Raw genomic sequence first — 12,932 nt, forward strand, 5'->3', positions numbered from 1 at the left:
GGGAAATTTCCCGGTTTTTTATTTACAGTAACTTCCTGATCCAGCTTAGTTTTTTATCCGAATAAGGCGGATATTTTATATCAGGTTCACCCCAGGTTGCTTTTTCAAGAATGGATTTCTGATGAGAAAATGCTTCAAAACCATATATTCCATGATAACTTCCAATACCTGAGTTTCCAACCCCTCCAAAAGGAAGACGGTCATTTCCTAAATGCATGATCACATCATTAATGCATCCTCCACCAAACGACAATTTCGTGGTGAACGCTTCTTTTTCTTCAGAATTCCGGGTAAAAAGATAAGCGGCCAGCGGTTTTTCAAACTCCAGGATGGTAGTAAGAACCAAATTAAAATTGGTAAAGCTAATAACAGGGAGTATCGGACCGAAAATTTCTTCCTGCATAACATCATCTTCCCAGCTTACATTATTCAGAAGGGTAGGCTCTATAAACAATTTGCTTTCATCGAAATTTCCACCAGAGTAAATTTTCTCTTTATCGATTAGCTTTACCAAACGTTGGAAGTTTCTTTGATTGATAATTCTTGTATAATGTTCAGAGTCCGGTCCGTACTTAAATTCCATAATATACTTTCTCAGTGTTTCCAAAAACTGTTCATGGATAGGTTCTTCGACCAGCAGATAATCCGGTGCTACACAGGTTTGTCCGGCATTGAGGAATTTTCCCCATACAATTCTTTTGGCAGCTACCTCAAGATCTGCATCTTTGGTTACAATAGCGGGCGATTTTCCGCCCAATTCAAGCACAACAGGCGTTAAATGTTCTGCAGCAGCCCGATAAATGATCTTTCCAACCTTAGTGCTTCCGGTAAAGAATATTTTGTCGAATTTTAACTTTAAAAGCTCTGTGGTTTCACCAATACCGCCTTCATACACATACAGATATTCGGGAGGGAAATTTTCATTGATGATTTTTACCATTGCCTTCATCGTGTTTTCTGCAATTTCACTTGGTTTTAAAACGCAACAGTTTCCTGCTGCCAGCGCAGCAATTACAGGGGAAAGCGACAATTGATAAGGATAATTCCATGCACCTATAACAAGAACATTTCCTAGAGGTTCCGGGTAAATTTTACTTTTTCCAAGTTGATTGGCCAGGTTGGTCCTGACTCTTTTAGGTTTTGAAAGTGCATTTAAATTCTTCAGATAATACTTAATATCATTCAAAACAAAGGAAATCTCTGTGGTAAAAGTATCAAACTTTGATTTGCCGAAATCTTTGTAAACAGCTTCATACAAAAGCTCTTCATTCTTTACAATAATATCACGGAGCTTTTCAAGATACATTTTTCTGAACTTGATATTCTTCGTTTGCTGTGTCTTGAAAAAAGCTTTCTGATGATCTACGATTTCCTGAATTCCCATTACAATTCAAATTTCGGAAAGTACAGCAAATTTTCGGCCTAAAATCACATAATATTTCTCACCGCAATTTTCACAGGGTGGTAAAGCAGTAAAGCAAACGCCGTGATCAATGCCAGCCAGAACAGTCCTGTGAAAATTTCCATATTGGAAAGGAGGATCGACTGGGCTGTTATTTTTGCTTTAAAGGCTCCGGCAGTCACTGATAAAGACTCATTCACGGGCAGTTTAGAGAGTTGAGCTCCGAATATCTGGTTCCATTGACTGTAAAAAACCGGATTGGTATCTGTAAGATTAAAGCTTAAAGTGTCAGAATGCTTTAAGGTTAAAAAAAGCATCAGGTTCTGCATTAAAGCATAGCCGATAGCAGTGGTCCAGAAACGGGTTGTAGTTCCTAAAGCTGTTGCATTGGAGAGATATTCTTCCGGCGTTCCGGAAATAAGAAAGAAAACAAGGGGCGTAAACAGTAAGCCCTGAGCAATTCCCTGCAGAAGTAAAGGCGGACAGATTGTAGAAAGGGTAGTGTCCGGATAAAAAGTATACGTAAACCATGCACAGTCTACTGCCAGCAGCAAAAATCCGGTAAAAAAAACAATCCTTGAAGAAATGCCACGCATCAGGCAGATCCCCGATAAAAAAATACCAATAAACGTCCCTGCCACATTCCAGTACTGAATGTTGACAATATAGTCCCATGGCCATTTCCAGACCGTTGCCATAATGCTGTAGACATTGTTCAGGCCGGAACGGATCAGATAAAAAATAAAAAAAAGGATCATCCCGGCAATCACATTCTTTGAGCTGAATACTTCAAAATGAAAGATCGGTCTTTTGGAATTCCTTTGCTTCAGCATAAACAATCCTCCTGAAAGAAGAAATATAAAAAGACACATGATAATGGTATCAGACTCAAACCACATCAGTCTTTTTCCGTAAATGATGGCATACCCTCCTGACTGAAGACAGGCCCACAACAGGAACCAACTTGTGATGTCCAGTTGATAAAGCGGCATTTTAGGAAAAAACCGGTTGGTATTGAAAAGAGCGATTCCGATAACCAGGACAAAAACATGAAAATAAACCATCATCAAGATCATATGCCGGAAATCATAATTTTCAATGCTTGATTTAAGTAGTGATGTAGTGACTGTTCCTCCTGTGAGCATGATGGTATACATGAAAAGATAGGCTATTACCTTAGCGTGTTTGGTTTTCAATTCAGCAATGATCAGTGGGAGAAAAATAGCGCCTTCCAGCAGCCCGAAAATGCCTTCCAGAAATCTTATGACCAGGATGACCTGGTAATTGTTGGTAACCGAGAGGGCATAAAGAATGATCACAGAAATGGAAGACATCAGCAAAACATAATATTTAACGCTGAAATAAGCCATAAACCTCTGTAAAACCAAAAGAGTGACCACAAAGGTTCCATACATCAGAATCAATAAATACTGGATGTCATCTGAATCTACATCCATAAAAGAAGAAGTGAAGGCGCTATTGGAATGCAAAAGCGACAACAACATCAGGTGGGGAAATAGTGCCAACACCAGAAGCGGCAGCTTCAGCCATTGCGGGACCCATTTGTGATAAACTGTATTATGCTGCATAAGATGTGTAAATGCGATAATTGGTGATTATTAATTTAATGTGAAGGCATAGATATTTCTCACTATTTCATCGAAATAAAATGCGGAAAGACAAAGAGCAGAATGTAAAAGTAAAGGTAAGATGACAAACGCTAAAGAATAACCAAAAGCCTGTCGCTGCAGTCTCGTCTTTCCGCTAAAAAAAATCTAATCTGGCTGTTATTGATGTAGAAATTGGATTTGTAATGTTTACTACCTTTCACTCTAAAACTCTAAAACTCTAAAACTCTAAAACTCTAAAAACTTAAAACCCTCCCACACAAAAACGTTATATCTTCTTCGCGCTCACCAGGACATTCATTCCGGAAAGCAGTTTTTCGTTATTTTGATTGGTATCGAGAATGATTTTTACCGGAAATCTCTGTTCGATTTTGACAAAGTTTCCCGTAGCATTATCAGGCTTTACCAGAGAAAACTGTGAGCCTGATGCTGGCGATACGGAAACTACTTTTCCTTTAAACTCAATTTCAGGATAGGCATCTGCAGTAATTGTTACTTCCTGTTTCGTATCAATCTGGCCGAGTTGGGTCTCCTTATAATTGGCAATGATCCATTTTTCCTTGCTTACCATTTGTACCAGAGCCTGGCCTTCTTTGATCAGCTGTCCTTCCTGGATTGTTTTTTTGCCTACCCAGCCATCGTACGGAGCGGTGATCACAGTATATGAAAGAAAAAGTCTGGCATTATTAAGATTTGCGGAACTCTGCTGGATCTGGCTTTTTACCGGGGCAACTTTGGTCTGCTGTTCATTAGCACCAGCTTTTACTGAATTTTTCTGTTGTTCTAAGGCTAAAAGATTGGCTTTGGCCTGCTCGTAAGAGGCTTTTATATTCTCAAACTGCTGTTCGGTAGCGGCGTCTTCAGAAACCAGGTTCTTATACCTCTTAAAATCCTGTTCTGTTCTCCATATATCAATTTTTGCTGAAGCTATTTTGGCATCAATAATCTTTGAATCACTTTTCTTTGTATTAACCCCACTTTCAATGGTTGTGATGTTTTCTGCATTGGCATGAAGGCCGGCCTCAGCCATTTTTACCTGGTTGACAAATTCTCTGTTATCGATAACAATCAAGGTATCTCCTTGGTGCACAAACTGGTTTTCTTCAAAACGTATACTTTTAATGAATCCTGAAACCTTACTGGAAACAGGGGTAATATACTGTTCGATCTGAGCATCGTTTGTGGTGACGTTTTTTCTTGAGAAGAGATAGAAACTTACCATGCCTGTGATGCCGCTGATGATCAGGATCCAGGCCAGAAGTGTAATTGACTTGTTGATTCTTTTTTCCTTTTGTGTCAGTTGTTTCTTTGCCATAGTTTTTATAAGTTTCCAATCGTGTACTGGAGTTGATAATATTTTAGTTGTCGGTTAATTTTTACGGAGATAAGATTGGATTCAGCTTCCAGATAAGCATTATCTGCATCGATGAGTTCTGTGATCAGGCTTAGTTTATTCGCATATTTTGTCTTTACAATACGGTAGTTTTCTTTGGCCTGGCCAATGGCTTCTTCAGCAATCTTCACTTTCTGATCGGTTTCTTCGAATTTTTTATAAGCTTCATAAACGGTATGTCTTACCTTTTCATCATTCTCTTCAATCTGGAGCTTTGCCAGATCAATATTTTCCCGGGCTTCCTGCATCTTGTATTTGTTTTTATACAAATTTTCGATGGGATAAGTAAGATTCACTCCAAGCATTCCCAAACGGTAGGCGTAAGGCTCAGGAGGGAAGAACATCATATTGGGATATTTGATAAAGTATTCTCCTCCTGCCGTAATTTTGGGTAAATAATTTGCTTTTATAATTTTTTGATCCAGTTCTTTTAACGAAAGATTTTTGTGGGTCATTTCTACGGATTCGTTCTTACTTAAAGCAGTTTCCGTCAGTTCATCAATATAGGGAATCGTAGCTCTGTCGGAGATAAGATCCTCCGTATCTACATGCATTTCCTGGTTTTCAGGAAGAGAAAGGATGGTTTTAAGCTTGTGTTCAGCAATTTGTATATCGTTGTCCAGTTCTGTCCAGCTCATGGTATGGTTGGAAAGCTGTAAAGCTGTTCTCAGAACTTCATTTACCGTAACAACTCCATTGGCTTTTAAAGCTTTTACCTGTTTTATATTTACAGAATCCTCTTTCATTTTATCATTGATAAGATTTTGCTGTTCCTTTAAATGATGGATCTGAAGAAAAGCAGTAATGATCTCCATTTTAAGCTGCCTTTCATCCTGATGGGTTTGCAAGGCTGAAATTTCGGTATCAATAGACGCTTTTTTCTCTGAATTCCTGATTTTCCCACCCATATACACAGGTATTGATGCCGAAAGCGTAAAATCATACATCCCGTTAATAACATCATATTTCGTGGCTTTATTGAAAATGCCGTTTTGATGCTGGAAAAGATTAGTTACCTGACTATAGCTGGTGTGAAATTCTATATCCGGAAGTTTTTCCATGGCAAGATCCTTTTCCCTGGTGACAGACATTTCCTTTTTTAAGTGGCTTATCTGTATATTTTTGTTGTTTTTCAAACCGGTCTCAATAGCCTGTTGAAGGCTGATATGCTGATAATCGATCATTTGTGAGTGTAAAAAACTACCTGTAAGCAGTAAGTACAACGTCATGCACTGATATTTACATGCGTTAAATATCATATTCATAATTTAATTAAAGGATTTTTGCTAAAATGATTTTGATGTTGCAAAGTTACGATGCGAAGTATGGGACCTGATTTGTGAAAGCAGAAAAAGATTTGCTCATTTACGCCAATTTAAAATTTTCTTTATACCTTTATTGTATGAATGACAGCCATTTTAAAGCGGTAGAAGATGATGATGCAGAATTTTATGTGTATAATGTGCTTACAGGAGATGTTACCACAGACATTCATCATCACAGTTCTGCCCAGTTGGTATATGCAGAGGGCGGTATTGTTCATGTTTTTACGGATCTTAAACATTGGTATCTTCCGGCAAGATGCTTTATGTGGATCCCGGCAGGAACGCCGCATTATATTTTCTCAACCAGCCCAAAAGTAGATTTATACAATTTTTATTTTAAAAAAGAGGAGAATGAAAGTGGCTTCTTTGATGAAATTAATATCTATTCGGTCAGTCACTTGCTCAGGGAAATGATCTTGTATACCAAAGATTGGGATGGGAAAATCACAAAAAATGATGGTGCTAAATATTATTTCCTTAAAGCCTTAAAAGGAATTCTTCCCGAAAAAAGAGATAAAAAGCTGGCTTTTCCGGTTCAGCATCCTTTTCCAAAAGATGAAACCCTTCTGAAGATTGCCAAATACATCCATGCTAACCTTGAAAAACCTCTTACCATTGAATCTACGGCGAAAGAATTTGGCATGAGCACCAGAACTCTCTCTCGGAAGTTTAAAGAGATTTTAGGCATGAATTACGTCCGTTTTTTACGGGCGCTGAGAATCACCCGTTCATTGGAATTAATGTTGGAAGGCAAATACAATATGTACGAAATAGCGATGATGGTAGGCTATAACAGTCTTTCTTCATTCAGTAATATCTTTAAAAAAGTAATTGGGGTACCGCCTACAGAATATCAGCAGAAACTGAAAGGAGATAAGTAGGTTGTGGAGAGTAGGAGAGTTTGAGAGTTTTTTGGAGGTTCCGTGATTTGTGATATAGAGTAGCGTTGAGGAATTCAATGGAAAAAGAAATAAATATTTACCTCAAGCTTTTCCTGACCCTAATTCTCCTTCCTTGAAGGGGTGGATTTTTGCAACGCAAAAGACGGGGTAGTTAAAAAAATATCAATACAACAAATACAAAAAAAAACCACTTCAAAGGAAGTGGTTTATATATTTGAGAAAATCTCTTTAGAATCTTAAGCTTCTTCAGAAGGAGTTTCTTCTACTACTTTAGCTTTAGGAGCAGCTGGTTTAGGAGCTTCTACCGGAGCGTCAGATACGATGTCGAATTCAAAGTTGTACTCAACATTTCTGTGTAGTCTGATGTTTGCAGTAACTTTACCAGTTCTTTTAATAGTGTTCCCTGGGATTTTAATGTATTTCTTCTCTACAGAAACTCCAGCTTTAGCAAGAGCAGCAGAAAGATCTGCATTGTTGATAGATCCGAATAACTTGTCGCCAGAACCTACTTTTGCAGGAATAGTAACAGAAGTTTTCTTTAACTGATCTACTACAGCGTTAGCAGCAGCGATTAATTTAGCTTCTTCTTCTTTTCTAGCTTCTAAAGTAGCTTCAAGAGCTGCTTTGTTTTTAGGAGTTGCTAAAAGTGCAATTCCTTGAGGAAGTAAGAAGTTTCTTGCATAACCAGGCTTTACGCTTACTGTATCAAACTCAAGTCCTAAGTTTTCTACGTCTTTTTTTAGGATGATATCCATTGTTGTTGTCCTTTTTTTAGAATTTAGATGCTGGAAATTAGAAATTAGATGGAAGACAATGTCTGTTTATCTGAAATCTTAGATCTCTTATCTAAAATCAAGTTAGAATTAAATTATTTATTCAGCAACAAAAGAAGAGGTTGTCCTCTTCTCTTATTTATTTTTTGTCTTATTTCAATAAGTCAGCTACGTAAGGTAGTAAAGAAAGGTGTCTTGCTCTTTTGATAGCAGCAGAAACTTTTCTTTGGTATTTTAAAGAAGTTCCAGTGTATCTTCTTGGTAAGATTTTACCTTGCTCGTTTACAAACTGTAATAAGAAATCAGCATCTTTGTAATCAACGTGCTTAATTCCGTATTTTTTGAATCTACAATATTTCTTTTCAGATTTTGTATTGATATCAAGTGGAGTAAGGAATTTTACTTCAGATTCTCCTCCAGCTGAGGCTTGTTTAGCCATTTCGTCTATTGCCATGTCTTGTCTTTTTTTAAAATAGGGTTAATAATTAAGCTCTAGCCGCTTTGATTTTAGTTCTTCTAGTTACAGCGTACTCAACAGCGTGCTTGTCAAGTTTTGTAGTCAGGTAACGGATTACTCTTTCGTCACGTTTGAATGCTAATTCTAAATCAGCAACTACAGTACCTTCACCTTTAAACTCGATTAAAGTGTAGAATCCATTCTTTTTCAATTGAATTGGATAAGCTAGTTTTTTTAATCCCCAGTTTTCTTTGGCAACGATTTCACAGTTCTTTTCTTTTAAAAGATCTTCAAATTTTTTCACTGCTTCCTCTACCTGAGCATCAGATAGAACGGGAGTTAAAATGAAAACAGTTTCGTAATTGTTCATAATGTTAAATGAATTTGTTAATTATTTCGAGGTGCAAAATTAGAAAATATATTTGTAATATACAACAGTTGTGCGAAATAGTTGGCAGTTACAGGTTGCTGTTTTTTAGTTTAAAATTGACAGTGAGAGATTTGATACTCTGTTTTTTTAATTCCTCTGCTAACTTCAAGCCAAAAAATAACAGGAATCGCTAATAAATATAATGATTCTATTAATCTTTCTCTCTGATTTCCGTTAGAAAATTTACCTTGATCACATCATACAGAGAATGTCTGCTTACTAAAATAGAAACAATGGAAGATACCATTCCTGCCAGCATCAGGTGGAAGATCAGGGAATGTCTGTCCGTCATTTCAAGTACGATAATAGCGGAAGTAAAGGGAGCTCTTGTAATTCCGGTAAGAAAAGCTACCATTCCTGCGAGGATTACTACATTGGTTTCGTTGGCTGTCAAATGAATGGCCCCGGAGATTACAGATCCTATACTGGCACCCGCACTCAGGGCCGGGGCGAAAATTCCTCCTGCACCACCTGAGGTAAAAGACAGGGCAGGGCCAAGCATTCTTAAGATTGGGACATACCATTCTTCATGTTTGTCGCTAGTAAAAAGCACGCGTTCCATGATTTCTTTTCCGGATCCAAGAATCTCGCGGTTGATAAAATATGCTATGGAAGCAATAAACAGTGCGCAAAGCACCAGAAAAATAATATTGGCTTTATCTGTTTTAAGTTTTCTTTTTTTCCAGTCACTCATCTTAAGCATCATTACGGAAAGCTGGCTGGCCAGGATTCCGGAAGTTCCCGCGACAAGGATAATCGGAAACATAACCATCAGAGATACATCATTGGTTTTAGGATAGCCTAAATATAAATAGGATCCCGCTAAAGTCTGGGCTGTTAAGCCCGCAATAATCACTGCCGTAAATAAAGCGGTTTTGAAGTAATTGATATGCGTTTTGGAAAGTTCTTCTACGGCAAATACAATTCCTCCTAAAGGTGTATTAAATGCCGCAGCAAGTCCCGCAGCCGCACCGGTCATGATCATGTTCTTCTTTGAGATTTTCGGCCACCAGTGGGGAAGATATTCATTGACCTTTCTGAACACAGAACCGGCAATTTGGATGGTAGGTCCTTCACGTCCTACAGCACCGCCTCCGATCACCAGAATGACAGATGAAATAATTTTAAAAACGATGATTTTAAGACTTAAAAGGCTCCTGATTTTGGTATGTTCCTTCGGATTGGCAAGTTCTACAGCGGCCATCACCTGCGGAATACCGCTGCCTTTGGCGTTGGGAGCAAATTCTTTCACCAGCCACCATGAAAGGACAAAACCAATGGGAGCAATAATAAAGATCATCCACGAATGCCAGTTCATCATGAAATGCAACAGATGTTCTCCCCATGCAAATATCTTAGCATACATCACCGCAAAAAAGCCGGTGATCACAGAACCGATCCAGAAGGGAATGGCCTGCAGCAGATTGTTTTTCAGCTGCTCGTTGCGGATATTGTCAAAAGACTTTTTAAGGCCTGTTCGGATGAGGGAGAAAATTTTCAGCATTTGTGGACTGGGACATTTTATTAAACCGAAAAAATAGGGAAATTAGATGGTATTAAAAAATCCTATTAAAAAAGTTCCCACGGATTTGAGATACATACATATAGGGGCTTTCCAAAAGGAAGCTTTTATATTATATTGATGAAAGCAATGATTAATACTGTGGATTGAAAATAGCAATATAGGCTACACAATAAAGAATCAGTACAACAGCCGAAAATTTCAGATTGGCATTCCTGAGGATGTATTTATTATTGATGTGCAGGATGAGTGCTTCAATAAGAATACAAAAAAACCAGATAGCATGAAAAGCAAACATAATTATCAGGTAACCTAAAACGTCCCAGCCGTTAGCATTAAATATCACAGCTGTAAAACCTATAGTTCCGGCTATAAATATGGCAAGACGAATAAGAATATGCTTTGCAGTATTTGGCTTCTTTTCTGAAACAAATATTGTATGATCATCTTCTTTGATCTCAAAAAGTTCTCTTAGCTCATTATCCATTATCGCTGTTTTTGATAGAGCTTAATAAAGAAAGGTAAGATGCCGACATAGCCCAGAAGGCTTATTACGCCACAAACACGGTATACGTACATGATATCATTAATGTTGAAAAATCCTATGATAAATTCAACAAAATAAGTGGCAATGATGACACATAACGAAATTATTGCAAGCAAAGTTACTTCTTTCATATTTAAGATGGGGTTGTGATGTTTTTATTAAGATTATTGTGTTTTATGGTTAGTTTCGTATTTAACTCAAATGTACAGATAATCTTTTAATAGTAAAAAAACCTCCGGATTTTTCGGAGGTTTTGTATGGTAAGATGTTTGATAAGTTCCGCATGACCTTTAAATAATGAGTCCCTTATCAGTTATCAGGTATTAAATTTCTGTATTCAGATCCCAGTTCTGAAGATAATCATGAACATGCTTCAGCATCATCCCTCCTAAAGATCCGTCTACCACTCTGTGGTCATAAGAGTGAGACATGAACATCAGCTGACGGATGGCAATTACATCACCGTCTTTAGTTTCAAGAACTGCAGGCTTTTTAACGATAGCACCAATAGCTAAAATAGCGACCTGAGGCTGAGGAATAATAGGAGTTCCCATAAGGTTTCCGAAACTTCCCACGTTAGAAATGGTATACGTTGCTCCCTGAGTATCTTCCGGTCTTAGTTTTTTGTTTCTCGCTCTGTACGCCAAATCGTTGATCGCTTTTGCCAAGCCTGAAAGCGATAACTGATCAGCGTTTTTAATTACAGGAACGATAAGGTTTCCGTCCGGCAGAGCTGTAGCCATACCGATATTGATATTTTTCTTTTTAATGATATTTTCACCGTTAATAGAAACATTGATCATTGGGAAATCCTGGATAGCTTTCACTACAGCTTTCACGAAAATTGGCATGAAAGTCAGTTTTTCTCCTTCACGTTTTTCGAAAATATCTTTATGCTTGTTTCTCCACTTTACAACATTGGTAACGTCTGTTTCGATGAAAGAAGTAACATGTGGAGCAATCTGTTTTGCTTTTACCATGTTTTCAGCAATAATCTTTCTCATTCTGTCCATTGGAATGATCTCGTCACCTGCTGCTACAGGAACCGTAGAAACCGGTGCTGAAGCCGGAACTTTTGGCGCTGCCGGAGTTGCTGGTTGTGCAGAAACAGCCTGCTGAGCCGGCTGGTTTCCTCTGTTGGAAACGTATGCTAATATATCTTCTTTTGTGATTCTTCCTTCTAAACCACTTCCTTTAATCGTTTTAAGCTCAGATTCAGAAATGTTTTCCTGCTGTGCAATTGATTTTACCAATGGTGACAGGTAAAGGTCTCCTGAAAACTCTACATTGGAAGCTGCAGCCTGTAACGGCTCTTCAATAGCTTTTAAAGTTTCTGTATCCGGAGCGGCTGCCGGAGTTTCTGTTTGTACTTCTTCTGAAGCTGTATTTCCGCCTTCTCCTTCAATTTCTAAAATGGCAATGGCCTCACCAACTTTAGCAACCTCGTCCTTTTGTTTCAGGATTTTTACAATTTTCCCCGAAACCGGTGTCGGAACGTCTGAATCTACCTTATCTGTTGCAATTTCAACTACGGAATCATCCTCTTTTACATTATCACCTTCATTGAATAACCAAGTGATAATTGTCGCTTCCATAACACCTTCTCCCATGGAAGGAAGCAATAATTTGTATTCTGCCATTTTTAATTTTTAGATTTTGACAAATATATAAAAAAAATCGGTTTTTTTATGGAATATATAATCTTAGACAAATTCAACGTAGATATTCTCGCCTACATTGAGCCCAAACAGGCTTTTGGCCCCGTTTTTTTTACTCCCTTTATAGATGGTAAGCTCCAAAAGCTGACTATCATTGAAGATCGCTGCCGACTGTCCGTGGAATTCTGTTTCCTTTTCCCAGTCGGAAACCACTTCAGTATGGCTGGAATATACCCTTGAAAGTGTTAAATTTCTGAATTTTATAGTAAAGCCTTCATTTCCTTTGCCTGTGTTTTCAAAAAAATCTTTACTGATATTTGAGATTATATTTCCGAAATTATCAATATAGGTTACTTCTCCAATGATCATTTTTTCAGATTCATTGAAGACAGGTTTCGGAAAAAGAAGTTCCTTTGCCGAATCTATTTTCCGGCCTATTACTTCTGGAAGTCCGCCATTCGCAAGATGTACTGCTGCAGGCACAAAAACATCGGTGGAAGTAAAGTTTACCACATCATCGAAGCGGTTGTTCAAAGTGATTTCGTATATCGCTTCCGGTTTTATATCAAAAAAGACAAGGCTTAAAAGTCCGTTGTCTGCTGCTAAAAAGTAGGAGCCGTCTGCCTTATAAAGAATGTTTTTTCTGGATCTGTTGTAAAAACTGTCTACAGAAAGAATGTGAATTGTCCCCTTAGGGAAATATTTATAGGCGTTGCGTACAATATACGATGTCTGTATCAGGTTGAAAGCTTGAATTTCGTGGGTTATATCAACAATATTAACCTTAGAATTTAAAGACAGAATTTTGCCTTTCACAGCGGCAACTCTGTAATCTAAATTTCCGAAATCCGAAGTAAGGGTAATAATTGACATGGATCGTTGATAGAATAAATAG

Annotated in this window: 12 protein-coding genes; 1 reads left to right on the plus strand and 11 read right to left on the minus strand. The window is 37.8% G+C overall.

The window, feature by feature from the left end:
• Nucleotides 1–22: 22 nt before the first annotated feature.
• From LC418_RS12365 to LC418_RS12380, 4 genes are all read right to left on the minus strand, one after another.
• On the minus strand, nucleotides 23–1,384 hold the full coding sequence (locus LC418_RS12365) for an aldehyde dehydrogenase (protein WP_223559345.1): 1,362 nt from the start codon (nucleotides 1,382–1,384) through the stop codon (nucleotides 23–25).
• A gap of 44 nt (nucleotides 1,385–1,428) precedes the next feature.
• Complete coding sequence (locus tag LC418_RS12370) at nucleotides 1,429–2,991, minus strand: MFS transporter (protein WP_223559346.1); 1,563 nt, start codon at nucleotides 2,989–2,991, stop codon at nucleotides 1,429–1,431.
• Nucleotides 2,992–3,298: 307 nt separating this feature from the next.
• Nucleotides 3,299–4,345, minus strand: a complete 1,047-nt coding sequence (locus LC418_RS12375) for an HlyD family secretion protein (protein ID WP_223559347.1) — start codon at nucleotides 4,343–4,345, stop codon at nucleotides 3,299–3,301.
• A 5-nt stretch (nucleotides 4,346–4,350) separates the two neighbouring features.
• A complete protein-coding gene (locus tag LC418_RS12380; protein WP_223559348.1) occupies nucleotides 4,351–5,652 on the minus strand; it encodes a TolC family protein in 1,302 nt (433 codons plus the stop codon).
• Nucleotides 5,653–5,825: 173 nt separating this feature from the next.
• Between LC418_RS12380 and LC418_RS12385 the strand changes: the two genes are divergently transcribed.
• On the plus strand, nucleotides 5,826–6,629 hold the full coding sequence (locus LC418_RS12385; protein WP_111958113.1) for a helix-turn-helix domain-containing protein: 804 nt from the start codon (nucleotides 5,826–5,828) through the stop codon (nucleotides 6,627–6,629).
• Between the two features lie 257 nt (nucleotides 6,630–6,886).
• Here the strand turns inward: LC418_RS12385 and rplI are convergent, their stop codons facing one another.
• The 7 genes from rplI to LC418_RS12420 all read right to left on the minus strand — a co-directional run bounded on the left by rplI (nucleotide 6,887) and on the right by LC418_RS12420 (nucleotide 12,910).
• The gene (gene rplI, locus LC418_RS12390) at nucleotides 6,887–7,405 is read right to left on the minus strand and encodes a 50S ribosomal protein L9 (RefSeq protein WP_111958111.1); all 519 of its coding nucleotides are present in this window, start codon (nucleotides 7,403–7,405) and stop codon (nucleotides 6,887–6,889) included.
• A 169-nt stretch (nucleotides 7,406–7,574) separates the two neighbouring features.
• Nucleotides 7,575–7,877: a 30S ribosomal protein S18 gene (gene rpsR, locus LC418_RS12395; RefSeq protein WP_034706728.1), complete on the minus strand. Its 303-nt coding sequence runs from the start codon at nucleotides 7,875–7,877 to the stop codon at nucleotides 7,575–7,577.
• A gap of 31 nt (nucleotides 7,878–7,908) precedes the next feature.
• On the minus strand, nucleotides 7,909–8,250 hold the full coding sequence (gene rpsF / locus LC418_RS12400; RefSeq protein WP_034706729.1) for a 30S ribosomal protein S6: 342 nt from the start codon (nucleotides 8,248–8,250) through the stop codon (nucleotides 7,909–7,911).
• A gap of 211 nt (nucleotides 8,251–8,461) precedes the next feature.
• Nucleotides 8,462–9,814 (minus strand): chloride channel protein, encoded by a 1,353-nt coding sequence (locus tag LC418_RS12405; protein WP_223559349.1) that lies wholly within the window; start codon nucleotides 9,812–9,814, stop codon nucleotides 8,462–8,464.
• A 151-nt stretch (nucleotides 9,815–9,965) separates the two neighbouring features.
• On the minus strand, nucleotides 9,966–10,319 hold the full coding sequence (locus tag LC418_RS12410) for a hypothetical protein (RefSeq protein ID WP_111958107.1): 354 nt from the start codon (nucleotides 10,317–10,319) through the stop codon (nucleotides 9,966–9,968).
• A gap of 383 nt (nucleotides 10,320–10,702) precedes the next feature.
• Entirely contained in the window at nucleotides 10,703–12,019 is a 1,317-nt protein-coding gene (locus tag LC418_RS12415) for a dihydrolipoamide acetyltransferase family protein (protein WP_223559350.1), read from the minus strand.
• A gap of 63 nt (nucleotides 12,020–12,082) precedes the next feature.
• Nucleotides 12,083–12,910: an SAM hydrolase/SAM-dependent halogenase family protein gene (locus tag LC418_RS12420; RefSeq protein WP_223559351.1), complete on the minus strand. Its 828-nt coding sequence runs from the start codon at nucleotides 12,908–12,910 to the stop codon at nucleotides 12,083–12,085.
• Nucleotides 12,911–12,932: the final 22 nt, after the last annotated feature.

The sequence above is a fragment of the Chryseobacterium lathyri genome (assembly GCF_019970085.1).
In the GTDB taxonomy this organism is placed as follows: domain Bacteria; phylum Bacteroidota; class Bacteroidia; order Flavobacteriales; family Weeksellaceae; genus Chryseobacterium; species Chryseobacterium lathyri.

Bases quoted from the DNA above. Each gene is read 5' to 3' on its own strand.
- LC418_RS12365 (WP_223559345.1), bottom strand. From the start codon at position 1,384: ATGGGAATTCAGGAAATCGTAGATCATCAGAAAGCTTTTTTCAAGACA.
- LC418_RS12370 (WP_223559346.1), bottom strand. From the start codon at position 2,991: ATGCAGCATAATACAGTTTATCACAAATGGGTCCCGCAATGGCTGAAG.
- LC418_RS12375 (WP_223559347.1), bottom strand. From the start codon at position 4,345: ATGGCAAAGAAACAACTGACACAAAAGGAAAAAAGAATCAACAAGTCA.
- LC418_RS12380 (WP_223559348.1), bottom strand. From the start codon at position 5,652: ATGACGTTGTACTTACTGCTTACAGGTAGTTTTTTACACTCACAAATG.
- LC418_RS12385 (WP_111958113.1), top strand. From the start codon at position 5,826: ATGAATGACAGCCATTTTAAAGCGGTAGAAGATGATGATGCAGAATTT.
- rplI (WP_111958111.1), bottom strand. From the start codon at position 7,405: ATGGATATCATCCTAAAAAAAGACGTAGAAAACTTAGGACTTGAGTTT.
- rpsR (WP_034706728.1), bottom strand. From the start codon at position 7,877: ATGGCAATAGACGAAATGGCTAAACAAGCCTCAGCTGGAGGAGAATCT.
- rpsF (WP_034706729.1), bottom strand. From the start codon at position 8,250: ATGAACAATTACGAAACTGTTTTCATTTTAACTCCCGTTCTATCTGAT.
- LC418_RS12405 (WP_223559349.1), bottom strand. From the start codon at position 9,814: ATGCTGAAAATTTTCTCCCTCATCCGAACAGGCCTTAAAAAGTCTTTT.
- LC418_RS12410 (WP_111958107.1), bottom strand. From the start codon at position 10,319: ATGGATAATGAGCTAAGAGAACTTTTTGAGATCAAAGAAGATGATCAT.
- LC418_RS12415 (WP_223559350.1), bottom strand. From the start codon at position 12,019: ATGGCAGAATACAAATTATTGCTTCCTTCCATGGGAGAAGGTGTTATG.
- LC418_RS12420 (WP_223559351.1), bottom strand. From the start codon at position 12,910: ATGTCAATTATTACCCTTACTTCGGATTTCGGAAATTTAGATTACAGA.